This window comes from Pseudomonas sp. C6002 (assembly GCF_013385805.1).
Lineage (GTDB): Bacteria > Pseudomonadota > Gammaproteobacteria > Pseudomonadales > Pseudomonadaceae > Aquipseudomonas.
Window position 1 is genome coordinate 256709 of the sequence record NZ_JACAPH010000004.1, and the last position, 24389, is coordinate 281097.

At 62.8% G+C, this 24389-nt stretch carries 16 protein-coding genes; 2 read left to right on the forward strand and 14 right to left on the reverse strand.

Translation table 11 applies throughout. The features are described from left to right. Positions 1 to 3: 3 nt before the first annotated feature. Positions 4 to 5163, forward strand: a complete 5160-nt coding sequence (locus HX817_RS02315) for a dermonecrotic toxin domain-containing protein (protein WP_177039715.1) — start codon at positions 4 to 6, stop codon at positions 5161 to 5163. Here HX817_RS02315 and ureC read toward each other — a convergent pair. The 11 genes from ureC to urtA all read right to left on the reverse strand — a co-directional run bounded on the left by ureC (position 5160) and on the right by urtA (position 15344). Then, on the reverse strand, positions 5160 to 6860 hold the full coding sequence (gene ureC, locus HX817_RS02320; RefSeq protein WP_003217391.1) for an urease subunit alpha: 1701 nt from the start codon (positions 6858 to 6860) through the stop codon (positions 5160 to 5162). The genes HX817_RS02315 and ureC overlap by 4 nt on opposite strands. A 129-nt stretch (positions 6861 to 6989) precedes the next feature. Then, positions 6990 to 7295: an urease subunit beta gene (locus tag HX817_RS02325; protein ID WP_177039716.1), complete on the reverse strand. Its 306-nt coding sequence runs from the start codon at positions 7293 to 7295 to the stop codon at positions 6990 to 6992. Then, positions 7292 to 7822 (reverse strand): N-acetyltransferase, encoded by a 531-nt coding sequence (locus HX817_RS02330; protein WP_177039717.1) that lies wholly within the window; start codon positions 7820 to 7822, stop codon positions 7292 to 7294. Before HX817_RS02330 ends, HX817_RS02325 begins: the two co-directional genes overlap by 4 nt. A gap of 5 nt (positions 7823 to 7827) precedes the next feature. Further along, on the reverse strand, positions 7828 to 8349 hold the full coding sequence (locus HX817_RS02335) for a GNAT family N-acetyltransferase (RefSeq protein WP_003217385.1): 522 nt from the start codon (positions 8347 to 8349) through the stop codon (positions 7828 to 7830). A gap of 9 nt (positions 8350 to 8358) precedes the next feature. Beyond that, the gene (ureA, locus tag HX817_RS02340) at positions 8359 to 8661 is read right to left on the reverse strand and encodes an urease subunit gamma (RefSeq protein WP_003217383.1); all 303 of its coding nucleotides are present in this window, start codon (positions 8659 to 8661) and stop codon (positions 8359 to 8361) included. Between the two features lie 148 nt (positions 8662 to 8809). After that, on the reverse strand, positions 8810 to 9649 hold the full coding sequence (locus HX817_RS02345) for an urease accessory protein UreD (RefSeq protein WP_003217381.1): 840 nt from the start codon (positions 9647 to 9649) through the stop codon (positions 8810 to 8812). A 30-nt stretch (positions 9650 to 9679) separates the two neighbouring features. Then, positions 9680 to 10378, reverse strand: a complete 699-nt coding sequence (gene urtE / locus HX817_RS02350) for an urea ABC transporter ATP-binding subunit UrtE (protein ID WP_003217380.1) — start codon at positions 10376 to 10378, stop codon at positions 9680 to 9682. A gap of 127 nt (positions 10379 to 10505) precedes the next feature. Beyond that, positions 10506 to 11366, reverse strand: a complete 861-nt coding sequence (gene urtD / locus HX817_RS02355; protein ID WP_003217378.1) for an urea ABC transporter ATP-binding protein UrtD — start codon at positions 11364 to 11366, stop codon at positions 10506 to 10508. Next, positions 11363 to 12442 (reverse strand): urea ABC transporter permease subunit UrtC, encoded by a 1080-nt coding sequence (urtC, locus tag HX817_RS02360; RefSeq protein WP_008439056.1) that lies wholly within the window; start codon positions 12440 to 12442, stop codon positions 11363 to 11365. Before urtC ends, urtD begins: the two co-directional genes overlap by 4 nt. Continuing rightward, entirely contained in the window at positions 12442 to 13944 is a 1503-nt protein-coding gene (gene urtB / locus HX817_RS02365) for an urea ABC transporter permease subunit UrtB (protein ID WP_003217374.1), read from the reverse strand. The genes urtC and urtB overlap by 1 nt, the downstream gene beginning before the upstream one ends. 134 nt (positions 13945 to 14078) lie before the next feature. Next, positions 14079 to 15344 carry an urea ABC transporter substrate-binding protein gene (urtA, locus tag HX817_RS02370; protein ID WP_003217372.1) on the reverse strand — a complete coding sequence of 422 codons (1266 nt, stop codon included), beginning with the start codon at positions 15342 to 15344 and terminating at the stop codon, positions 14079 to 14081. Between the two features lie 297 nt (positions 15345 to 15641). On the opposite strand from urtA, the gene HX817_RS02375 reads away from it, so the two are divergent. Beyond that, a complete protein-coding gene (locus HX817_RS02375) occupies positions 15642 to 21563 on the forward strand; it encodes a hypothetical protein (protein WP_177039718.1) in 5922 nt (1973 codons plus the stop codon). On the opposite strand, the gene HX817_RS02380 is transcribed toward HX817_RS02375, so the two are convergent. The 3 genes from HX817_RS02380 to HX817_RS02390 are packed head-to-tail and all read right to left on the reverse strand — an operon-like array spanning position 21560 to position 24299. Next, on the reverse strand, positions 21560 to 22570 hold the full coding sequence (locus HX817_RS02380; protein WP_177039719.1) for an iron ABC transporter permease: 1011 nt from the start codon (positions 22568 to 22570) through the stop codon (positions 21560 to 21562). The two genes, HX817_RS02375 and HX817_RS02380, sit on opposite strands and share 4 nt — an antisense overlap. Next, entirely contained in the window at positions 22567 to 23514 is a 948-nt protein-coding gene (locus tag HX817_RS02385) for an ABC transporter substrate-binding protein (protein WP_008439045.1), read from the reverse strand. The genes HX817_RS02380 and HX817_RS02385 overlap by 4 nt, the downstream gene beginning before the upstream one ends. Continuing rightward, positions 23511 to 24299: an ABC transporter ATP-binding protein gene (locus HX817_RS02390; RefSeq protein ID WP_102605722.1), complete on the reverse strand. Its 789-nt coding sequence runs from the start codon at positions 24297 to 24299 to the stop codon at positions 23511 to 23513. The genes HX817_RS02385 and HX817_RS02390 overlap by 4 nt, the downstream gene beginning before the upstream one ends. Positions 24300 to 24389 lie beyond the last annotated feature (90 nt).

Below are 24389 nucleotides of genomic sequence, written 5' to 3' on the forward strand. Positions count from 1 at the left end.
TTTATGCCAGCACCTCAAGCCTCCACCTCGCTCCTGCCGGGCGGCGAAGGGCGTCACTATGCACAGATCAAAGCCGCCATCCCCGAAAGCCTGGTCAGCGCATCTCCTGCCCTGCGTGCAGCCATCACGCAGGCCAAGCCAGAGATCCCCGCCTGGTATGCGGCCACCACCCCGGCACAGAAGGCTGCGCTGCAAAACCTGTTGGAGGCGAGCATCAAGTCTCACACTGCACTGGAGCAAGCGACCGGCAAGGTGCAAGAGGTCAACGCCTTCGCCCGGCCATTGCTTGAAGCCGCGTTGAAGGCCGCCGGGTTTGAGCTGGACGTCAACCAGGTGCATCTGCGCCTCTATGTACCGGTCGAAGGTCTAGCGACAGGCTACCGGACCAAGACTTTGTCCCTGTTGCAAGCGGCCTTGAACAATTTTGAAGCGCGCGAGACCCGCGCCGGGTTCTTCGACAGTGCTTCAGGCTTTATCACCGCTCCCGGCGCGGATGGCCGTTTCGAGCGCCATACCACGACCCTGACGATCGAGACCTTCGCCCGGTTATGCCGCGACCTGGACCTGGGCAGGCTGTACCAGGAACACCTCACCACCTACCTGCTGCCCGTGCAAACCGTGTCCAGGAACCTGCTGCGTGAACGCTTTATCACCCGGCAAAAGGACGCCTTCAGAGCCGCCGCCTACGTGGCGTTGCTCAAAGGTGATATTCGCAGCGACGACTACGCGCTACTGCTGCGCATCGCCAATGGCGAGCGACGCATCAAGCACGAAGGCAAGCAGGTCTGGCACCGCTGGCCCAGTATCATGGAACTGCAAATGCACGGCTGCCTCATGATCGACCCGAGCGTGGAGCATGGGTATGGCACCTGGCTTATCGTCTACATCCCCGACCACCCCGAGCACCCCATCAAGCGCTACAAAACCTTTGCCGACTATGCAGAGGAAACGACCCGTGAGCTGACCGCTTACAGGCCAGAGGACTATTGGGACAGCAGGGGGGTTCAGGTCACGGCCCACCAACAGTTTTTCTCACGGTTCATCGGGAAAAAATACCTGGCTTACTACTACGGGCGGTTCACCGAGAAACGCGTCGATGAACCGCAAAGGCGCGTGGCCCTGGGCCCTGATCCAGCGTGGCGACAGTACTACGCAAGAAAATCCCTTACCGAACTCCAGGCGATCAACGCCGTCATAAAGTCCCCGCGACATATCAGCCGCACGCCGCAGGACCAGCCAAACCTGAACCTCAACGCCCACCCGATCAAGGGGCTGTGGATCGACGTCGACCCTTGGGACGAGCTGTACGCCGACATGCGCAAGCGCGCACTCGACGATGGGTTGAGCATGGCGATACCCACCGCTCACACCGACGCGGCTGGCCACGACCGGCGGATGGCGCATCTGATGAACATCGGCCTGTTCACCTTGAACCTGGTGTCGATGTTCATTCCGCCCTTGGGTGCACTGATGGCGGTGGTCACGGCCGGGCAACTGCTGTACGAAGTACTGGAGGGCGTGGTTGAACTCGGCCAGGGTGACCGCGAGGCCGGCTGGGCGCATATCGCTGACGTGCTGGAAAATCTCGCGCAACTGGCGGTGGGCGGCGCTGCGTTGCATATCAGCCTGTCGCCGTTTATCGAAGGACTCAAGGCCGTCAGGCTGCCGTCGGGCAAGGCCCGCTTGTGGAAGCCGGACCTTGCGCCCTATGCGCAGGACATCCGACTGCCGGCAGGCTCGGTTCCCGACCAGGCGGGACTACATACCGTCAATGGGCGCCAGGTCGTGTCGGTGGACGGCAATCGCTACGCCGTGACCGCGCAAGACGAACCGGGCGTGTACCGGGTCCAGCACCCCAGCAGGCCCGAGGCGTATGAGCCTCAGATCGTCAACAACGGTTCTGGCGCCTGGACCCATGAGGCCGATGAGCCCCTGACGTGGCAAGGTGCTCCGCTGATGCGGCGACTGAGCCATGTAATGGAAGGCCTGAGCGATACGCAGTTGGAGCAGGTGCGCAAGATCAGTGACACCGATGAAAGCGTGCTGCGCCGGCTGTACGTGGAAAGCGAGCCGACGCCGGCAATCACACTCGACACGGCGGTGCGCATGCGGGCTTACGGGCGTGCCGAAAGCTTGAGTGGGCAGATCCTTGCGGGGTCGATGTCGATGGACCTGGGTAGCTACGCCGCGTCGTTGATGGTGGAAATGACCGGCTGGCCGCCCGGCAGGACCATCGAAGTATTTGACGGCCAGGGCACCAGCAGGACGGCTGCCCTGTATGGCCAACCTCATGCGCCCGGGACGGAACTGATCAGCATCAGCCGCATAGACCTGTTCGGTGGCAAGCTGCCGGCGTTGATCGTCGAGAGTTTGCCCGAGGAGCAGCTTAAAAACCTGCTCGGCCAGCATATGCCCTACGGGGCCGCGCTGCGTAGCCAGGCGTTGCAGGAACGGCTGGGGATCTATGCCAAACAGTCCCTGCGGCGGGTGTTCGACAGCCTTTACCTCGGGCGGTCATCGCCTGGCAGCGCCGAACTGCAACTGTTCGCGCGCGACTTCAAAAGCCTGCCACCGGTCATGGTCGAGGAACTGCTGGAAGGTGCCAGCCCCTCGCAGCGGGCGAGCCTGGTCAACAATCGCAAGATTCCCCTGGAGCTGGCGCAGCAAGCGCGCCGGCAACTTGGGCATCTGCGTCTGGCCCGGGCGTACGAAGGGCTTTATCTGGACGAGTTGGCCAATGTCGACACCGAAGCGCTGGCGCTCAACACGCTGGAGCGCCTTCCTGGCTGGCGAAACGACTTGCGCATTGAGGTTCGCGAAGGCTCCCTGGCCGGAAGCCTGCGTGCCGGCTATGGCCCACCCGAGTCCGCGCACCGCAAGGTATTGGTGCACAGGGGCGATGGACGCTACGAGGCGTTTGACGCACGAGGGCAAAGCCTGCATGTCGTCGACAATCTGTACGGCGCCTTGCAACATGCCCTGCCAGACACCCACCGCCAGTCTCTGGGATTGCCAGGCATTGGGCAGGGGCCGGAGTTAAGAGGCAAAATCCAGGAACATGCCCTGTCGCGCGGTGCCTTGCGCAAGGTGCTGCAGATGCAACCCGCCCAACCGTTCTTCAAACCGCTATCGCAGTTGTCGGGCGGCAGGCGTGGGTACCCCTTGAGCGGGCGCGGCGGGTGGGCGTTTGAGCGGAGCCTGCAGGCACGCATTCGCAACTTGTACCCGGACATCACCGCCAACGAAATTGCCGAGTTGCGACCTCTCGGCGACCCACTCGATCTCACCTGGGTACAGGAACTCGAAAGCGAATTCAGCAACCTGACTCAGACGTTGCGAACCTGGCAGATTAGCGCTCGCGCAGGCGCGTCGACCAGTGGCCAGGCGGCAGATCGGATTTATCGGGCCAGGGGCCGGATCGTCAAGGCCATTGAGGCGGCCTGGCGCAGAACCGGGGTGCGGGATATCGACGGCAATGGTCGATACCTCGGCCAGGCCATCAAGTGGGATGGGGTCGAATTGCGCCAGCAGTTGCGCACCCTGCCGCCATTGCCGGCCGACTTTGATCACGTCAGTAAGCTGACCCTGCGCAGCATGGCCTTGACCAGTGACGACGTCGACGGGTTTGTTTCCAACTTTCGCAGCCTGCGCAGCTTGTCCGTGCAAGCCTGCCGGTTGACGCGGCTGCCGCCGGCCATTGCCGCCATGCCGCACCTGACCGAGTTGTATCTGGGAGGCAATGAAATAGTCCTGAGTCAAGAGAGCGTCATGGTCTTGGGCAAACTGAAACAGCTCAAGGGGCTGTCGCTTGAAAGCAATCCATTGGGTCTGGCGCCGGACGTGAGTCGCATGCCTGATTTGCGCCAGCTGTGGCTGGCTGAAACAGATTTGGAGGAGTGGCCTGCCAGCGTGTTTCGCCTGCCGCGCCCACGGCATTTCATTCTGGATTTGCGTGAGAACGCGCTTATCCGTGTACCGGTATTTGCGCCGGGTTCTGATAACGCCCGGATCATCGCGCGCACGACGCTCTCCCGAGAGCTACTGAGTACTAAAGCCGTGAGCGATTTCAGGTTATATATCGAGGCAGCCGGTAATGATCCGGATCGTCAGCTTCCACCCAAAGGCCGGGCCGATAGCAAACTCTGGAAAACGGGATTGACCGACGAGGAATGGGAATCCAAGCAGCAATTGTGGCAAAGGCTGGAGGATGCCTTCGGTTCTGAAGCTTTTTTCAACGAAATTCGCTACCTGTCCAAATCAGGGGATGCCGTAGTCGAGGGCAAGCGCTACCTGCCGGAGCTGACTGCGAAAGTATGGCGCATGCTGGAGGCCATGGGCGAAGACGCCGAGTTGCGAGAGGAGCTGTTCCGCATGGCACAGTTCCCCACGGCTTGCGTGGATGCGGGGGCGCAGTTGTTCAATGCCATGGGGGTTGAAGTGTTGTTGCGCTCGGCCTATGCCAATGAAGACGCGAATGCGGTGAGAAGCAGCGTGCTCAAGTTGGCCAGGGGCAAGTGGCGATTGGAGGAGTTGGGGCGGATCGCTCATGCGCGCGTGGCACAATTGATCAGTCAAGGCGCCAGGTATACGGAGTATGACCAGGAGGGCATGTTGGTCTCTCATTACGACAACGCAGGCAATGAGATCCCGCCTATTGATGAGGTCGAGATCTACCTGGCTTACACCTCCCAGCTATCCTCTCGCCTGGACTTGCCGTGGCAGGCCAGAACCATGCTGTACCGCGAAGAGTATGTGACGCCGGCCATGGTAGAGGCGGCGTACGAGCAGGTGACAGCGCTGGACCAGGGTGAGCAGTTGCGCAAGAACCTGATTGAGCAGCCGATGTGGAAGGAATTTCTGGAGCGGGCCCACAAGGTGGAATACTTGAGAATCTTCCGGAAATCTGACGCGTTGCTCGACTACGAGGACGCGCAAGCGCAATGGGCCAGGGATGGCGGCTTGTCTGCCGAGGCCAAGAAGGGCCTGAGCGACACCATCGCCAGGACCGCCGATATCCTCGGTCGGCCGCGCGGTAACAGCCTGCCGGGAACCGTCATGAGTCGGGCTGAATACGACACTTCGCTTGCCAGCATCACCAGCGAACTCAACTCATTGAACACGACACTGACCGACCAGGCGATCAGTGCCGTATTTGGGGCTTAGAACAAGAAGTACCGCTGCGCCATCGGCAACACATCCGCAGGCTCACACCACAGCAATACTCCATCGGCCTTGACCTGGTAGGTCTGCGGGTCAACCTCGATATCCGGCAGGTAATCGTTGTGGATCAAGTCGGTTTTCTGCACCGCGCGGCAACCCTTGACCACGGCGATCTGCTTCTTCAACCCCAACTGCTCCGGCAGGCCTGCCGCCAACGCCGCCTGGCTGATAAAGGTCAGGCTGGTGGCGTGCAGCGAGCTGCCGAAGCTGGCGAACATCGGGCGGTAGTGCACCGGTTGCGGCGTCGGGATCGAGGCGTTGGCGTCGCCCATGAGGCTTGAGGCAATCGCGCCGCCCTTGAGAATCAGCGTCGGCTTGATCCCGAAAAACGCCGGGCGCCACAGCACCAGGTCGGCCCACTTGCCCACTTCAATCGAGCCCACTTCGTGGCTGATGCCGTGGGTAATCGCCGGGTTGATGGTGTACTTGGCGATGTAGCGTTTGGCGCGGAAGTTGTCATTGCCTTCGCCGTCGCCAGGCAATCGCCCGCGCTGTTTTTTCATCTTGTCGGCGGTCTGCCAGGTGCGTGTGATCACCTCGCCAACCCGCCCCATGGCCTGGCTGTCGGAGCTGATCATCGAGAACGCGCCGAGGTCATGAAGGATGTCTTCGGCGGCAATCGTTTCGCGGCGGATGCGGCTTTCGGCAAAGGCCACGTCTTCGGCAATGCTCGGGTCCAGGTGATGGCACACCATCAACATGTCCAGGTGTTCGTCGATGGTGTTGCGGGTGAACGGCCGGGTTGGGTTGGTGGAGCTGGGCAGCACGTTGGGGAAGCCACAGGCCTTGATGATGTCTGGCGCGTGACCGCCACCGGCACCTTCGGTGTGGTAGGTGTGGATGGTGCGGCCCTTGAAGGCGGCGAGGGTGGTTTCGACAAAGCCGGATTCGTTGAGGGTGTCGCTGTGGATCGCCACCTGCACGTCGTACTCGTCGGCGACGCTCAGGCAGTTGTCGATGCTCGCCGGCGTGGTGCCCCAGTCCTCGTGCAGCTTCAAGCCAATGGCACCGGCCTTCACTTGTTCGATCAACGGCTCCGGCAGGCTGGCGTTGCCCTTGCCGGTGAAGCCGATGTTCATCGGGAACGAGTCGGAGGCCTGGAGCATGCGCGCCAGGTGCCATGGGCCGGAGGTGCAGGTGGTGGCGTTGGTGCCGGTGGCCGGCCCGGTGCCGCCGCCGATCATGGTGGTGACGCCGCTGGTCAGTGCTTCTTCGATTTGCTGCGGGCAAATGAAGTGGATGTGGGTATCGATGCCGCCGGCGGTGAGGATCATGCCCTCACCGGCAATCACTTCGGTGCTGGCGCCGACACAGATGGTCACGCCGGGCTGGATGTCCGGGTTGCCGGCCTTGCCGATGGCGGCGATGCGGCCGTTTTTCAGGCCGACGTCAGCCTTGACGATGCCCCAGTGGTCGATGATCAGCGCGTTGGTGATCAGGGTGTCGACCACCTCATGGGCGAGCAATTGGCTCTGGCCCTGGCCATCGCGGATCACCTTGCCGCCGCCGAACTTCACTTCTTCGCCGTAGACGGTGAAGTCCTGTTCGACTTCGACGAACAGCTCGGTGTCGGCCAGGCGGACCTTGTCACCAACGGTGGGGCCGTACATGTCGGCGTAGGCTTGGCGGCTGATTTTCATGTGGTTGCCCTGAGAAATTTGTGTTGAATGTGAAGTCGCTATCGCGAGCAAGCCCGCTCCCACATTTGTTCGGTGTACATCCTTTGGAATGCGATCGAATGTGGGAGCGGGCTTGCTCGCGAAGAGGCCCTAAAGGTCGCCCATGATCCTGCCGGCAAAGCCAAACACCCGGCGCTTGCCACTCAGCTCAACCAGTTCCACTTCACGACTCTGCCCCGGCTCAAAGCGCACGGCGGTGCCGGCCGGGATGTTCAGGCGCATGCCACGGCTGGCGGCACGGTCGAACGTCAGTGCGTCGTTGGTCTCGAAAAAGTGATAGTGGGAACCAACCTGGATCGGCCGGTCGCCGCTGTTGGCCACGCTCAGGGTGGCGGTGCGCCGGCCCACGTTGAGTTCGATGTCGCCAGGCTGGATCTGAAATTCGCCAGGAATCATGCAGGTTGCCCCAGGGTCTTGAAGTAGATGGCGGTCGGGGTGTAGCGCCCGTCCGGGCTTTGGCAGTAGTTGGGCAATTCACCGATCTTGGTATAACGCAGCGACTGGTAGAAGGCTTCGGCGCCGGAGCCGGCTTCGGTGTCCAGATACAGCAGCCCGCGTTTGTACTGGCGGGCGCTCAGTTCCAGGGCGCTCATCAGTTGCTGGCCAAGGCCACGGCGCCGGGCCTCGCTGTGCACCAGCAACTTCTGCACTTCGGCGCGGTTCAGGCCATTGGCTTTCATGCACAGCGCCAATTGCACGCTGGCGATGACGTGTTCATCACGCACCACCACCCACAGCAGCAGGCTGCCATCGGTGAGGCTGGCCTGCACGCCGTTGAGATAAGTGCCGGCCTGGGCTTCATCGAAGTCGGCCATGAAGCCCACCGATGCGCCGTGCTTCACGGCGTCCAGCAACAGCTCAATCAAACCCGGGCGGTAATGGGCAAAACTTTCGGCATTGACTCGACGCAGTTGGGCGTTCATCGGTGTCACTCCTTGGGCGGCACAGCGCCTGGGTTGAGCGTCAGTTGCATGAAGGTCAGGTCCAGCCAGCGGCCGAACTTGGTGCCGACCTGGGGCATCTGCCCGGTGGTGATGAAACCCAGGCGCTCATGCAGGCGGATCGAGGCCTGGTTGCCGCTTTCGATGGCGGCGACCATCACGTGTTTGTCGCAGGTTTTCGCCCGCTCGATCAGCACCTGCATCAGCTGGGGGCCGAGGCCTTTGCCGCGCTGGTCGTTGCGCACGTACACCGAGTGTTCGACGGTGTGGCGAAAGCCCTCAAAGGGCCGCCAGTCGCCGAACGAGGCATAGCCGATGACCTGCTCGTCTTCGACGGCCACCAGGACCGGGTAAAACTGTGACTGACGAGCGCTGAACCAGGCCTGGCGGTTGCCCAGGTCTACCGGTTGTTCGTTCCAGATCGCCGTGGTGTTGAGCACCGCGTCGTTGTAGATATCGCGAATCCCTGGCAAATCGGCGTGCACCGCATCACGAATCAAAAAGGACATGGTCGGGCCTCAGGCGATGGGTTGGTGGACGGTGACCAGCTTGGTGCCGTCGGGGAAGGTGGCTTCCACCTGGATGTCCGGGATCATTTCCGGGATGCCTTCCATCACCTGTTCGCGGGTGAGCAGGGTGGTGCCGAAGTGCATCAGCTCGGCCACGGTGCGGCCATCGCGGGCGCCTTCCATCAACGCGGCGGAGATGTAGGCGATGGTTTCCGGGTAGTTGAGCTTCACACCGCGCGCCAACCGTCGCTCGGCTACCAGGCCGGCGGTGAAGATCAGCAGTTTGTCTTTTTCCCGTGGGGTCAGGTCCATCGTTCAAGGTCCACTATGAAATACATTCGTAAAAACACCGGAGATCCAATGTGGGAGCGGGCTTGCTCGCGAATGCGGTGTGTCAGTGAATGCATCTTTGCCTGACCCACTGCATTCGCGAGCAAGCCCGCTCCCACATTTTTAATCTTCATGTGCTCCAGATTCTCGGTGATACAGCCTCGCGGCCCAGCACGGCCGGGCGCAGCAGGCGCCACAGTGCGATCAGCCAGGCTCGCGCCAGCAGCGCTTCACTGGCCAGGCAGCGGGCCACCAGCAGGCCGGGCAATTGGGTCAGGTCGCCGCGTACCGGGTGGGGCAGGGAGCGACATTGTTCGAGCAGTTCAGGGTCGATTTCGCCGGTCACCAGCAAGGTCGCAAACACCGGTTGCCCGTCCAGCCCGATGGGTGAGTCGAGCAAACCGTCGGCGCCCACAATGCGCTGGCGCTCATGCCAAATCAACTGGCCGTCGCGGCGGATATCCAGGTGCGACTGGAAGTGCCCGAGGTCGAAACGCTCGCCGCTGGCGGGGCGCCCGAGGGCGACCACGTCCCAGTAAAACAGCCGGGCATCGCCTTGCAGGTCGATGCGGGTGGTGAGTTCGGCCTGGGCGGCGCTGAACACGATGGTCTCCTGCGGCAGCCATTCCAGCGTCGCGCCCGCCTCAACCGTCAGCTCCAGTTTCTGATACGCCGGCCCGCCGGCGCGGTACCACTTGGCCGCGCCGGGGCTGGTCAGTTGCGCCCACGCACCTTCGGCGACATGGGCGCTGATATCGAGACGATCACCGCCGGCAATCCCGCCCGGCGGGTGCACGATGATGTGCTGGCACACCTCGGGGCCTTCGGCGTACAGATGCTTTTGCACCCGCAGTGGGCCGAGGTGGCGGCGCATCACTGGGCGCGTGGTGTCGCCGAAACGCGCGTAGCCGAGTTCCAGCTCGGCGTGCCAGCTTGGGGTGAACAGCGCGGTGGGGGCAGGTAGGGTCATGGTCAGTGCTTATCGTTAGGACGCTACAGATTAGATCGTAACGAGCCCGCGCACACCCTCGCTTTCCATATTTTCTCCACGCCCCTGCTGGACGATTTCGCCCCGGGACATCACCAGGTACTGGTCGGCCAGTTCCGCGGCAAAATCATAGAACTGCTCCACCAGCAGAATCGCCATGTCGCCGCGTGCCGCGAGCTTCTTGATCACCGCGCCGATCTCCTTGATCACCGACGGCTGGATGCCTTCGGTGGGTTCATCGAGGATCAGCAGGCGCGGGCGGCTGGCCAGGGCCCGACCGATAGCCAGCTGCTGTTGCTGGCCGCCGGACAAGTCACCACCCCGGCGTTGCTTCATTTGCAGCAGCACCGGGAACAGCTCGTAGATGAAGGCGGGCACTTCCTTGGCTTCGGAGCCGGGGAAGCGTGACAGGCCCATCAGCAGGTTTTCTTCCACTGTCAGGCGGCCAAAAATCTCCCGGCCCTGGGGCACGTAAGCGATACCGGCGTGCACCCGCTGGTGCGGCTTGAAGCCGGTAATGGCGCGGCCTTCCCAGTTCACCGCACCTTCCTTGGCCGGCAGTAAACCCATCAGGCACTTGAGCAGGGTAGTCTTGCCCACGCCGTTGCGGCCCAGCAGGCAGGTGACTTCGCCGACTTTTACCTCAAAGGAAAGCCCGCGCAGGATGTGGCTACCGCCGTAGTACTGGTGCAGCTTGTCGACTTGCAGCATGTTCAGTTCCCCTTAATGATCGTTCCCACGCTCTGCGTGGGAATGCCGCAATGGACGCTCCGCGTCCGCCGTGTGACGCAGAGCGTCACCGGATGCATTCCCACGCGGAGCGTGGGAACGATCAGGTTCAGCGACCGAGGTAAACCTCGATCACCCGCTCATTTTCCTGCACCTGTTCCAGCGACCCTTCGGCCAGCACGCTGCCCTGGTGCAACACCGTCACGTGGTCGGCAATCGAGCCGACAAAGCCCATGTCGTGTTCCACCACCATCAGCGAATGCTTGCCCGCCAGGCGCTTGAACAGCTCGGCGGTGAACTCGGTTTCGGCATCGGTCATGCCCGCCACCGGTTCATCCAGCAGCAACAGTTGCGGGTCTTGCATCAGCAGCATGCCGATTTCCAGGAACTGTTTCTGGCCGTGGGACAGCAAGCCGGCCGGGCGATTGACTGAAGCGGTGAGGCGGATGGTGTCGAGCACTTCGCTGATGCGGTCTTTCTGCTCGCCACTCAAGCGCGCCCGCAGGCTGGCCCACACCGATTTGTCGGTCTTCTGCGCCAGCTCCAGGTTTTCAAACACGCTGAGGGCTTCGAATACCGTGGGCTTCTGGAACTTGCGACCGATGCCGGCCTGGGCGATCTGCACTTCGCTCATGCTCGTCAGGTCGAGGGTTTCGCCGAACCAGGCCTTACCGTGGCTGGGCCGGGTCTTGCCGGTGATCACGTCCATCAGCGTGGTCTTGCCCGCGCCGTTGGGGCCGATGATGCAGCGCAATTCGCCGACGCCGATGTACAGGTTCAAGTCGTTCAACGCCTTGAAGCCGTCGAAGCTGACGCTGATGTCTTCCAGGGTCAGGATCGTGCCGTGGCGGGTGTTCAGGCCTTTGCCGGCGGCCTGACCGAGGCCAATGGCATCGCGGGCGCTGCCTTGGTCTTTGTTCGGTTCAAGAATGGGCTCGAGCATGAATTCCGCCGTCGCTGTAATTCTCATTGGTCGCCCCTTTTCTTCAGCAGGCCAATCACACCCTTGGGCAAGTACAGGGTGACGATGATGAACAGCGCACCGAGGAAGAACAGCCAATACTCAGGAAACGCCACGGTGAACCAGCTCTTCATGCCGTTGACCACACCGGCGCCCAGCAGCGGGCCGATCAAGGTTCCACGCCCGCCGAGGGCCACCCACACAGCGGCCTCGATGGAGTTGGTCGGCGACATTTCGCTGGGGTTGATGATGCCCACTTGCGGCACATACAACGCGCCCGCCAAACCACACAGCACCGCGCTCAACACCCACACGAACAGCTTGAAGCCACGCGGGTCGTAGCCGCAGAACATCAGGCGATTTTCCGCATCCCGCAGCGCTGTCAGCACCCGGCCGAACTTGCTCTGGGCCAGGCGCCAGCCGATGAACAGGCTCGCCACCAACAACACCACGGTGGCCACAAACAGCGCCGCTCGCGTACCCGGCTCGGTGATGCCAAACCCGAGGATGCTGCGGAAATTGGTAAAGCCGTTATTGCCGCCAAACCCGGTCTCGTTGCGGAAGAACAACAGCATCCCGGCGAAGGTCAGGGCCTGGGTCATGATCGAGAAGTACACGCCCTTGATCCGTGAGCGGAAGGCGAAGAACCCGAACACCAGTGCCAGCAATCCCGGCGCCAACACCACCAGGCACATTGCCCAGAGGAAGTGGCTGGTGCCGGTCCAGTACCACGGCAACTCGGTCCACGACAAAAAGGTCATGAACGCCGGCAGCTCATCGCCGGACGCCTGGCGCATCAGGTACATGCCCATGGCATAACCGCCCAGCGCAAAAAACAGGCCGTGGCCGAGGGACAACATCCCGGCATAACCCCACACCAGATCCAGGGCCAGGGCGACAATGGCGTAGCACAGAATCTTGCCCACCAACGTCAACGTATAGGCGGAAACGTGCAGCGGGTTTTCCGGTGACAACAGCGAGAACAACGGCAGCGCCAGCAGCAGGATCAGCACCACTGCACCGACCGCGACGGTCACCTTGGGGCCGGCCTTTTGCGCGGCCGTGAGCATCAATGGCTGGTTCATCAGTCGATCACCCGTCCTTTCAGTGCGAAGAGTCCTTGCGGGCGTTTCTGGATGAACAGAATGATCAGCGCGAGGATCAGGATCTTGCCGAGCACGGCACCGATCTGCGGTTCAAGAATCTTGTTGGCTATCCCCAGGCCGAAGGCGGCCATGACGCTACCGGCCAACTGGCCGACACCGCCGAGTACCACCACCAGGAACGAGTCGATGATGTAGCTCTGGCCGAGGTCCGGGCCGACGTTGCCGATCTGGCTCAGGGCCACGCCACCGAGGCCCGCTATGCCGGAGCCGAGGCCAAAGGCGAGCATGTCCACGCGTCCGGTGGGCACGCCGCAGCAGGCGGCCATGTTGCGGTTCTGGGTGACGGCCCGCACGTTGAGGCCCAGGCGCGTCTTGTTCAGCAGCAGCCAAGTCAGCACCACCACGAACAGCGCGAAGGCGATGATCACGATGCGGTTGTACGGCAGCACCAGGTTGGGCAGCACCTGGATCCCGCCGGACAGCCACTCGGGGTTGGCCACTTCAACGTTCTGCGCACCGAACACCAGGCGCACCAGTTGGATCAGCATCAGGCTGATGCCCCAGGTGGCGAGCAGGGTTTCCAGCGGGCGGCCGTAGAGGTGACGAATCACCGTGCGCTCCAGGGCCATGCCGATGGCGGCGGTGACAAAAAACGCCACCGGCAGCGCGATCAGCGGGTAGAACTCGATGGCCTGGGGCACGTAGCGCTGCATCAGCAACTGCACCACATAGGTGGAGTAGGCGCCGAGCATCAGCATCTCGCCGTGGGCCATGTTGATCACCCCGAGCAGGCCGAAGGTGATCGCCAGGCCGAGCGCCGCCAGCAGCAGGATCGAGCCCAGGGACATGCCGCTGAAGGCCTGGCCGAGAATCTCGCCCACCATCAGTTTGCGTTTGACCTGGGCCAGGCTGGTCTCGGCGGCGGTGTGCACCGTGGCGTCGGCTTCGACGCCGGGAGCGAGCAGGGCTTCCAGGCGAGTGCGGGCCAGCGGGTCGCCGGTGCCCCCGAGCAAGCGCACGGCGGCCAGGCGCACGGCCGGGTCGGGATCTACCAGTTGCAGGTTGGCCAGGGCGAGACTGAGGGCTGTGTGTACGTCATCATTGGTTTCGCCGGCGAGTTGCTGGTCGAGGAATTTCAGCTGCGCAGGTTGTGCACTTTTTTGCAGAGTCTGGGCGGCGGCAAGGCGCACCTTGGGGTCGGCAGCGAGCAATTCCTGGCTGGCTTGCACGTTGTCGATCAGGCCGCGCAGGCGGTTGTTCAGGCGTACGGTCTTGGTTTCGCCGTTGACGCTGATCTGGCCTTGTTGCAGGGCGTCCACCAGCTCGATGCGCGCCGGGTCGGGCTGGGCGGCCCAGTCCTGGAGCAGCTTGGCTTGTTGCATCGGGTTGGCGTTGATGAAGTCTTCGGCGTCGCTGGCGTGTGCGGCGAGGGGCAGCAACAGCAGGGCGGCGAGGATGAAGCGGTATAGGGCAGTGGGCATACAAAATGTCCTGATCATGCACGGACAATGTGGGAGCGGGCTTGCTCGCGAAAGCGCTGGCTCAGTTTCGGATGCGTCGACTGACACACCGCTTTCGCGAGCAAGCCCGCTCCCACATTTAGACCGAGTCGGTCTTAGTTGCTCTTGACGGCGTAATCCGGCTTCTTGTCATTGCCAGGGATATACGGGCTCCACGGCTGGGCACGAATCGGCTCCTGGGTCTGCCACACCACCGAGAACTGCCCGTCAGACTGGATCTCGCCGATCATCACCGGCTTGTGCAGGTGGTGGTTGGTCTTGTCCATGGTCAGGGTGAAGCCGGACGGCGCGGCAAAGGTCTGCCCGGCCATGGCTTCACGCACTTTGTCGACGTCGGTGGACTTGGCTTTCTCCACCGCCTGCGCCCACATGTGGATGCCCACGTAGGTGGCTTCCATCGGGTCGTTGGTCACGGCTTTGTCCGCGCCCGGCAGGTTGTGGGCCTTGGCGTAGGCTTTCCAGTCTGCGACGAATTTCTTGTTCACCGGGTTCTCCACCGACTGGAAGTAGTTCCAGGCGGCGAGGTTGCCCACCAGCGGCTTGGTGTCGATGCCGCGCAGCTCTTCTTCACCCACGGAGAAGGCGACGACCGGTACGTCGGTAGCCTTCAGGCCCTGGTTGGCCAGCTCTTTGTAGAACGGCACGTTGGAGTCGCCGTTCACGGTGGAGATCACTGCGGTCTTGCCACCGGCGGAGAATTTTTTGATGTTGGCCACGATGGTCTGGTAATCGCTGTGGCCGAACGGGGTGTAGACCTCTTCGATGTCTTTATCCGCTACGCCTTTGGAGTGCAGGAACGAACGCAGAATCTTGTTGGTGGTGCGCGGGTACACGTAGTCGGTGCCCAGCAGGAAGAAGCGCTTGGCGCCGCCGCCTTCTTCGCTCATCAGGTATTCCACCGCCGGGATCGCCTGCTGGTTCGGCGCCGCACCGGTATAGAACACGTTCGGCGACATCTCTTCGCCTTCGTATTGCACCGGGTAGAACAGCAGGCCGTTGAGTTCTTCGAACACCGGCAATACCGATTTGCGCGACACCGAGGTCCAGCAACCGAACACCACGGCGACCTTGTCCTGGGTCAGCAACTGGCGGCCCTTTTCAGCGAACAGCGGCCAGTTGGAAGCCGGGTCCACCACTACCGGTTCGAGCATCTTGCCGTTCACGCCGCCCTTGGCGTTGATCTCGTCGATGGTCATCAGCGCCATGTCTTTGAGCGAGGTCTCGGAGATCGCCATGGTCCCGGACAGCGAGTGCAGGATGCCGACCTTGATGGTCTCGGCGGCCTGCACCGTCCAGGTCATACCCATCGCGGCGATGGATGCCGACAGTGTGAAAGCCTTGATCAAGCTGCGACGCTTCATTGTGCAATCTCCATGACTCAATGATGTGATGAGGGAGTGATTGCAAAGGCTGTGCCGGGGCGCGCAATCGTGGTGCGCGCGAGCCGTGACCGGGCTGTGGGGGTGGGCGATGCACCAATGCGGCGCCAATCAACGCAGGCTGTGCGTGCAGGCGCACCCTGATGGTGCCTGGCGCCCCGAGCCTTAACTATCTAATGCCTGCGTCCGGCCAAACCCTTGAAAGTGAAGCCTGCCTGGTGCCCCCGGCAACCCAGGGACGGCGCCAGTTTTCTTAACTTCACTCAAGTGACGATGAACATGGACAGTACTCACATTCAAGACGATCAAGCGGCGAGCACGCGCAGGCCGGTTCCCCATCTGGGGCCGGCGTTCGTTACCGATCACGATGCCGCCCATTGGGCGCATCAACAGATCGGCAACCGGCGCGAGACGGTATTTGGCGGGCTGGTTTTCAAGCGTGATGACGGGATGTACCTGCCAAGCGTGCCGGTGGCCGGCACCGCCACTGCATTCGATTTCCAGAGCGACCTGCTCAAGGTCGATGCCAACAGGAATTTCCTGGCGTACGAGGGCCACAGCGTTCACGCCCTGTACAGTTCGCGCGGCGAGGATGGCACCCGACGCTCCGCGCAGATACAGCACTGGACAGGCGCGCAGCGGCGCCTGGATCGCAGCTTTTTCCCCATCAATATCCTGCGCATCATCATCCAGGTGCGCATGCTGTGCACCCGTTACTACCTGTCCGGGTTCTATGGCTCGCTCATCCAGTATGAAAGCAGCGGCTCTGCGACTGAGGCCAGCTTCTTGAACCAGTTGATGGCGGCCAAGCCTGCGGCCGATTTCGACGACTACATCGCCTTTATCAATCAGACGGCCAGGGCCGGCTACCTGCGGGTCATCGTTGCCAACGCCGAGCTGGGTGGAAAGCCTGGCCAACTGCTGGCGCCGTGGACCCTCAATCAGACCCTGTCGCAAATCGGGCAGGACGCACTGGCGCCTCTCGCCAGCCAAGTCAGCCGCCGGTGGCAGGACGCGGTGCGATCAGTCTTGCCGCCGCTGGGGTTTGCACGGCAGGAGAGTCTCTTTGGCTACCTGTACAAAAGCGCGTCGAACCAGTACGTGGCCGAATTTCCGTCGGATGAACTCAAGGCGGCGTTTGCGCTGACCAGTGGCAAGTTGTCACTGCCAAAAGTGCACAAGGCGGACAGTGAGTTTTTGACCTTCGGTATTTACTGCTCCCTATCACCGCAAGCGAAACCGACCGTGGCGAAAGAGTCGTGGCTGGCGGAAAACTTCTTCACGGCTTCCGCGTTGGCTGCCGTGGTGATGATGGCGGGGACCGACGACCTGGGCTTGCACTTTTACTTGCGCGCCAACGACGGCGCGCTGCTGATGTACCACTGCACCGGCTCGCAGGCGCAGTCCCAGCTGTTCGCCAATCGCGGCGCGGATCTCGACGGACGCTTGAAGGACGCTACCTTGAGCCCTTCCGAGTTTGTCCGGCAAGTGGCTGCCGTGGGCACGCTAACGGTGGTTGAGCCCGGACGGATATGGGACAAGGCCGGAGTGGTAGGACCGCAATGGAGGGCCTTCGCGAAAGTCCATGCGTCGCTGAGCCCTGCCTTCGTCACTGCCGATGATGTCGCACGCTACCTGCATTACAAGGTGGGTTCACCCCACGGTTCTTTTCTCCAGGCTTACATCTTCAAGCGCAGCGATGGGCTGTTTGTGGCCTCCAGGCTGTCAGACCCTGACAGGTGGCTGTCGTTGTGGGGCGGGGCATTGCCCACCGACAACGCTCTGACGCGGGTCGAGCTTGAAGGGCACCAAATGGTTGGCGAGTTCAATCGACCTGTCTACGACCTGGCCGAGGTGCGTGCCAACTATCCTCAAAAAACCTCGCGACAGCTGGCGTTCCTGGTCAGTACACCGTCGACTCAAGCAATCGACATGACGCTGGTTTTTTCCGATCAGATCAAGGTGCTTTACACCAGCGGAACGAACGGTACGTTGATCAAATACGCTGTCAGCGGTTCTCGGGCCGAGCGTGAATTCGGCGAGTACCTGGCACAAGTTGAGCGCGATGGCCAAGGTGTGGCCCGCGTACAAGGTTTTGACGGCACGCGTGAAGGGCTGATCAAAGAGCTGGTAAAACTCGGTGAGTTGACGGTGCTGCTGGCGGATGAGACCTGGTACAACGTCCAGGGCCGGGTCCCGGCCACCTGGGAGCCCGAAACGCCTTTCGCCGCCGCAGCCCCCATTGATACGCCACTGAGCTGGGTTTTCACTGACCTGGCAACCGCCGCCCGTTATGCCCATGACCGTATGCAGGCAACGGCGGATGGCCGGCGAGTCGGTTGCATCCTCAAGCACTCGAGTGCAGAGCAGTATGTGGTCAGCGAGCCTTGCGCACCGATACCCGCCGGCAAAACCCTTTTCGTGTTGGCGAATGTTTTTGGCAATGCCAGCCTGCCGCCAGGCTTCGCCCTGCGTGGCTGGTACTGCCGCAGCGCACCGGACGCCACCGGCATCGGCGCCGAACCCTGGTTGTACGAGGGCTTTATCGACACCACGGATTTTGCCCAGGGGATTGCCGCGCTGCGCATCCACCCCGAGAGCAATCTGGCCTACTACCTCAGCACGGCGGACGGCGCTCAGCTGGCCTATGACGCTTCCGGCTCGGCCGAGGAAAGCCAGCTCTACCAGGTGCTGCCCGATGGCCGGGTGACGGACAACGGGCTGGGGGATGAACTGCGGGCCGCCACCGTGACGCCCCACGAGATGATCCAAAAGATCGCCGCCGCCGGGGCGCTGTCGGTGTTGCAACCGGGCACGTTGTGGGATGTGGCGGGGCTGGTCGCCGACACCTGGCGACCTTACGCACTGGCACCCCGCCCGCAACTGAGCCGCGGGTTTCTCCAGGTAGAAGACGCGGCACGCTATGCCCACGGGCAAATCGGCAGCTGGCGTGAGGGCGAATACTGCGGCTATATCCTGCAGCGCCCGGACGGTCTCTACGTGGCCACTGAGCCATTGTCGGCCAGCGACGCCGGGCGCTTTGCCCTGGGCGTTGTCTACCCCCAGGACGTCAAGGGCCGCTCACTGCTCCCGCCCGGTCACATGCTGAAGGCCGTGTACGGTTCCAGCCGCGGGGTTTCGTTGCTGGAACCCGAGCGCCTGCAGCGCCCGGGCTGGTCGCGGGACGATGCCTGCCTGGAGGCGCAGATGTTCAGCGCCCTGGACGTGCACACGCTGATCCGCAATCGCCAACAGGTGTCCGTGGCCTACCTGTCGGGCGCCGAAGATTGTTTGCTGGCGTATGACCTGATCGACTCTGCCGCCCAGGCGAACCTGTTCAAGGCGCTCGACCCCTTGCCCCATCGCAGCCCAACGGCCCTCAACCTGGCCAGCGGCACGCTGACGGCGCGGGAGTGGATCAGCCAGGTGGCGGCGGCCGGCAGCGTGCGGGTGGTGCAGGCCAACCCGTTGTGGGGCGCGCCGGGGCTGATCGCCGAACACTGGCGGCCACGCCTGCCGATACCCCGGCGCGAACGTCCGGAGCAGATTGCCTATGGCCCGGTCTGCGCCAGTGCCGCTGACGCGGCTCGGGCACTGCACGCGCGCCTGGACCATGAAGCACCGACGCAAACCGGTTTCGGTTTCATGCTCAAGCATCGCGATCAGGACGCCTTTGTCTGCTCCGAGCTTGTACCCGCCTGGGATAGGGCCGGGCTGTTCGCCTTGAGCGCCGTGTTTGCCGTGGATGACGAAGGCGAGTTCATCTACCCCGCGGGTTATCAACTGCACGCCTTGGTTTACCGGCGCAACTGGATGCCACAGGGGCTGACCACCGCCGAACACTGGCTGGCGCAGCATTTTATTTCGGCCGGGGATCTGGCCAGTGCCACCGTCGAGGCCAAGCGCCAACGAGAGACAGGCGCACTGACGGGCTTGCCGGTGTTTATCTCGACACTGGACCAGGCGTTGCTGCGGGTACAAACGCCGGTGGCATCGACGCTGTTCAACCCGGTCCGCCAGCCGTCGGGGGTCTATGAAGACGTGCAGACCTTGATGGCCAGCGGGCAGCTCTCGGCGGTCGGGTTTGTCAACGAAGTGGCGAAGTTGAGCTGGTTGAGCGTTTTGGTGCCGAGCGAATGCTGGGCGTTGGCGGGTAAACTGGATGTCAGCCAGGCCCCATGGACCGCCTTCGCCAACTTTATGCGTCGCCCATTGAGCCCGCTGTTCAGCAACCAGGCCGATGCGGTGCGTTACGTCCAGCAACAGTTGGGCACACAGCGCGACACGCTGCAAGGCGGGCTGGTGTTGCAGCGCAACGGCAAGTTTGTCGCGACCCTGGCGGTGCCGGTGTTGAGTGAAGACTTCGACCCGAACGTCATCCTGCCGGGCCTGGACGTCAGCCAGGCGCTGCTGGCCCCTGGTTGGAAAATGGTCGCGCGTTACCGGTCACGTGTCGCCCGGGTGCTGGAGTTCTGGTTACCCTCTGAAGAAAACGCGGTGTATCAAAACCTGTTCTCGACCAAAGTACTGGAGACCGCCCTGAAGTCGGGTCACCTGTGGACCCACGAATACCTGCTGACGCCCGACGGCTCACTCATCGGTTTCAGTACCCAGGACGCCGAGCGCAGCTTGCTGGATTCGGCCCGGCGCAACGAAGCGACGCAGTTGCTCAGCCACCTGGAAACCTCCCTGGCCCCCAACAGCCTGGCGTTGCACGACCCTTACAGCAATGCCGTCGAGCAGCAGATGCGCAGTGGCCGCAAGAGCCCCACCGAGCTGGTCAATCAGCTGGCGCGGGTGGGGACTTTGCAAGTACTGGAGGGCGGCCCGTTGTGGGGCACTGCCCAGCGTGTGCTGCCGGGCTGGATGCCCGGCCTGGCCTACGTTGCGCCGCAGGCGGCGGTCCATGCCGTGGCGGATCGGCAGCTGGGCCCGGTGTTCAAGCATGCCGACGACGCGGCACGCCATGGTCATCAATACGCCCATGCGCGCACTGAACTGAGCTTCGGGGTGATTCTCAAGTCCTCCGACAATGGGCATTTTGTCGCCTGCGCACCGGTCAAGGGCGACGACCTGGGCTTTGCCCTCGACCGGGCGTTCCTGCGCGGGCAGTTGCCGAGCGGGTACAGCCTGCAAGGCCTGTATCTGAGACTGCCGCAGCGTGCTGCGCCCGAGTTGCCCCAGGCCGAAGGCTACGCGCAACTGATGGCTCCGGCCGTGGTGCTGGCGGCGCTGAGCTTTTTGCGGGTGGCACAGAGTGAGCGGTTCCTGGCGTTGCATGTGTCGTGTGCCGACGGCTCACTGTTTCGGTACCAGGCGGTGAGGATCGACCCGGACTGGGATTCCAGCCGCCGGCAGGCGGCGTATCTGAAACACCTCAACAGTCGTGGCAGCATCGACAGCCATGTGTTGAAACTGGTGGAGTCCGGCGAGCTGCGGGTACTCGACAGCAGCCCGTTCTGGGATGCCTTGTTGCCCCGGATAAAGCGCCTGGCCACGACACTGGCAGTGCGCGATACCCGCATGGCCCTGGGCCCGTTGTGCGCCCACCCGGACGATGCCGCGCGCCAGGTATGGCAACAGGTTGTGCCGCTGGAGCACCAGGCGCGGCTGGGAGCGGTGCTGGGCAACGGCGACAGCGACACCTTCATCGCCGTGCAACCGGTGGCAGACCCGGGCCCCTCGGTGGCCGTGGGACTGCGGCCGGACACACCGGCCTACAAGGCATTGTTCGAAGGCATCATGAACCTCGGCTACCCCGGCACATCGACCCGCTACCCGGCGGGCTACAAGGTGATGGGCGTCCAGCAGTTGTTCAAGCTCGACACCGAGCGCCAGCATCTGGCGGATCGCTACGAAGAAGGCCTGGCCCACAACTTCATTGCCCAGAAGGAAATCCGCGGGTTCATCGAGATGCTGCGCCAGGACAAGATCGCGGGGGCGCGTTACTACTTCACCCCGGTGCACGGCGCGTTGATTGTGTATGAGCCCAGCTATCACGCGGACGAAAGCCAGTTGCTGCGCGATGACTGGATCGACGAAGACACGGGTGTGGTGAAGGTCAAGCCCAGCGAGGTGATCCGCCGGTTGGCGACCTCGGGCAAGCTGACCATCCTGGAAACCGATCGCTTCTGGCAACCCCGCAGCCAGGTGGCGCGGCGCTTGTTGCATGCATTCAAGCAGGCCGACCAGGGGGTTTAACGCCGCCGCATCAGCCCGATAAAAAACAACCCGCCAATGGCCGCCGTGGCCACGCCGATGGGCAGGTCTTCGGGGGCAATCATCGTGCGGGCCGCCACATCCACCCACACCAGGAACACACTGCCCAACAGCACGCACACCGGCAGCAAACGCCGGTGTTCGGCACCTACAAGGCGCCGGGCAATGTGCGGCACCATCAGCCCGACAAAGCCGATGGAGCCGCTGATGGACACCAGCACGCCGGTCATCAGCGAGGCGATCAGGAACACCTTGAGCCGCACATTGCGCGCGTTCAGGCCCAGGGTCACGGCGGTCTGTTCGCCGGCCATCAGCGCGTTCAACGGGCGAGCCATCCCCAGCAGCAACACCAGCCCCAGCAACACGGTGGCGAAGGGAATGGCCAGCAGTTCCCAGCGCGCCAACCCGAGGCCGCCGAGCATCCAGAACATCACCGCCGAGGCGGCGCGATGGTCGCCCATGAACAGCAGCAAATTCGCCACCGCCATCATCACGAACGACACCGCCACCCCGCACAGCAGCAGGCGGTCGCTCTCCAGCCGACCGTTGCGACTGGCCACCGCCAGCACCACGATCATGCTCAGCAACGCACCGATGAACGCCGCGATGGGCAGGGTCAGCAAGCCGATCACTTCACCCACATGCAGCACCACGATCACCGCGCCGAGGGTGGCGCCGGAGGTCACGCCCAGCAGGTGCGGATCCGCCAGCGGGTTGCGCGTTACCGCCTGCAACACCGCACCGATCAACGCCAGCCCGGCGCCCACCAACGCGCCGAGCAGCATGCGCGGCACGCGGATCAGCCACACGATATGTTCCTGCCCCGCGCTCCAGTGCACCTCGCCAACGGCGAAGGCTTTATGCAGCAGGATCCGCCACACCACGTCCACCGGTACCCGCGCCGAGCCGAACCCCAGCGAGACCACGCATGAGATCAGCAACAACGCGCCAAGGGCACTCAGCAGCAGGGCATAGCGACGGGTAATCATTCGCCGTGAAACCCCTTGGCCAGGGTTTCAACCGCCAGTACGTTGTCGATGCCCGGCGTGGCCTGCACGTAGGGGATCACGATAAAGCGCTGGTTCTTGATCGCGTCCACCGATTGCAGCGCCGGGTTGTTCAGCAGGAACTGCTCTTTTTGCTCGGCGGTGATTTCGCTGTAGTCGACGATCACGATGACCTGCGGGTTGCGCTCCACCACGGTTTCCCAGTTGACCCGGGTCCAGCTGGCGTCCACGTCATCGAGAATGTTGCGCCCGCCGGCGGCGTCGATCAGCGCCTGGGGCATGCCCAGGCGGCCGGAGGTCATGGCGCGGTCTTCGCCGCTGTCGTAGAGGAACACGCGGGGCTTGTCGGCCGGCAGGTTTTCCTGCACTTGGGCGACCTGTGCCTGCATCTGTGCGATCAAGGCATTCGCGCGGTCCTGCACATCGAAGATCTTGCCCAGGTTGCGCAGGTCGTTATAGGTGTCTTCCAGGGTGGCCGCCGGGCGCTTCATCACGAAGGCACAGGACTCGGTCAGCTCGTAGACGTTGATGCCCAACGGTTGCAGGGTTTGCGGGGTGAGGTCGCCACCGACGCGCATGCCGTAGTCCCAGCCGGCGAAGAAGAAGTCGACGTTGGCGTTGAGCAGGGTTTCCACCGACGGGTATTTGCTCGCCAGTTCCGGCAGGCCGTCGAGGATCTGCGCCATTTCCGGCGTCACGGACTTCCAGCCGGTCACGCCGCTGTAGCCGGCCATGTGCGACTTGAGGCCCAGGGCAAGCATCATCTGGGTCATGTTGATGTCGTGGCTGACCGCGTGTTTCGGGGCCTCGGCGAAGGTCACTTCGCGGTTGCAGCTCTGGATTTTCAGCGGGTAATGGGTCGCTTCGGCGAACGCCTGGGAAGTGCCGAGCAGCAACGCGAGAGACAGCAGGGAGCGCAGGATCATGGTTGGGTTATCCAGGTGATTCGGGGGTAGCCGGACAAGGGGTGAGTGTCGATCAATGCTTCAACGCCGAACACTTCGCGCAGCAATTCGGCGGTCAGCACTTCGTGAGGTGTGCCGCTGGCGACGATGCGCCCGTGGTTGATCACGTACAGCCGATCGCAGAACGCCGCGGCCAGGTTCAGGTCGTGAATGCTGGCCAGGGTGCCGATGTTCAGGCGCTTGACCAGTTGCAGCAATTGCAGTTGGTAGCGCGGGTCGAGGTGGTTGGTCGGTTCGTCGAGGATCAGCAGTTGCGGTTGCTGGGCCAGGGCGCGGGCGAGGATCACCCGCTGTTTTTCTCCGCCCGAGAGGGTGGCGAAGGCGTGGTCTTCAAAGCCCAGCAGGCCGACGGATTCGAGGGCCTGGCGGATCAGGTTCTGGTCTTCAAGCGTATCGCTGTCGAACAGGCCCTTGTGCGGTGTGCGGCCCATGGCGACCACTTCATCCACCCGCAGGCCGAAGGCGTCGGGAAACTCCTGGAGCACCACGGCAATGCGTTGCGCGCACCACTTCGAGGATTGCTTCCAGACGTTCTGGTGTTCCAGCAGCACCTCACCGTCAGCCGGTTTGCTGAACCGATAGGCGCAGCGCAGCAGGCTGGTCTTGCCGCTGCCGTTGGGCCCGATCAGCCCGACGAACTCACCGGCGTTCACGTGCAGGCTGGCGTCACGCAGTTGGAACTGGTGATGACAGTGCTCGTGGCCTGGTGGGGTCCAGGCGAGGGCGGTGAGGTTGAGTGAGGTCATCTTTACTCTCAGGTCCAACACAGGACAAATGTGGGAGCGGGCTTGCTCGCGAAAGCGGTGGATTAGTAACAGATACAGTGCCTGACACAC

What these genes read in the sequence shown, in the direction of transcription:
- HX817_RS02390 (WP_102605722.1), bottom strand. Translation starts at nt 24,299, where the DNA reads ATGACCTCACTCAACCTCACCGCCCTCGCCTGGACCCCACCAGGCCAC.
- HX817_RS02325 (WP_177039716.1), bottom strand. Translation starts at nt 7,295, where the DNA reads ATGATTCCTGGCGAATTTCAGATCCAGCCTGGCGACATCGAACTCAAC.
- urtE (WP_003217380.1), bottom strand. Translation starts at nt 10,378, where the DNA reads ATGCTGCAAGTCGACAAGCTGCACCAGTACTACGGCGGTAGCCACATC.
- HX817_RS02375 (WP_177039718.1), top strand. Translation starts at nt 15,642, where the DNA reads ATGGACAGTACTCACATTCAAGACGATCAAGCGGCGAGCACGCGCAGG.
- urtC (WP_008439056.1), bottom strand. Translation starts at nt 12,442, where the DNA reads ATGAACCAGCCATTGATGCTCACGGCCGCGCAAAAGGCCGGCCCCAAG.
- ureA (WP_003217383.1), bottom strand. Translation starts at nt 8,661, where the DNA reads ATGGACCTGACCCCACGGGAAAAAGACAAACTGCTGATCTTCACCGCC.
- HX817_RS02385 (WP_008439045.1), bottom strand. Translation starts at nt 23,514, where the DNA reads ATGATCCTGCGCTCCCTGCTGTCTCTCGCGTTGCTGCTCGGCACTTCC.
- HX817_RS02380 (WP_177039719.1), bottom strand. Translation starts at nt 22,570, where the DNA reads ATGATTACCCGTCGCTATGCCCTGCTGCTGAGTGCCCTTGGCGCGTTG.
- ureC (WP_003217391.1), bottom strand. Translation starts at nt 6,860, where the DNA reads ATGAAAATCAGCCGCCAAGCCTACGCCGACATGTACGGCCCCACCGTT.
- urtA (WP_003217372.1), bottom strand. Translation starts at nt 15,344, where the DNA reads ATGAAGCGTCGCAGCTTGATCAAGGCTTTCACACTGTCGGCATCCATC.
- HX817_RS02345 (WP_003217381.1), bottom strand. Translation starts at nt 9,649, where the DNA reads ATGACCCTACCTGCCCCCACCGCGCTGTTCACCCCAAGCTGGCACGCC.
- HX817_RS02335 (WP_003217385.1), bottom strand. Translation starts at nt 8,349, where the DNA reads ATGTCCTTTTTGATTCGTGATGCGGTGCACGCCGATTTGCCAGGGATT.
- urtD (WP_003217378.1), bottom strand. Translation starts at nt 11,366, where the DNA reads ATGAGAATTACAGCGACGGCGGAATTCATGCTCGAGCCCATTCTTGAA.
- HX817_RS02330 (WP_177039717.1), bottom strand. Translation starts at nt 7,822, where the DNA reads ATGAACGCCCAACTGCGTCGAGTCAATGCCGAAAGTTTTGCCCATTAC.
- urtB (WP_003217374.1), bottom strand. Translation starts at nt 13,944, where the DNA reads ATGCCCACTGCCCTATACCGCTTCATCCTCGCCGCCCTGCTGTTGCTG.
- HX817_RS02315 (WP_177039715.1), top strand. Translation starts at nt 4, where the DNA reads ATGCCAGCACCTCAAGCCTCCACCTCGCTCCTGCCGGGCGGCGAAGGG.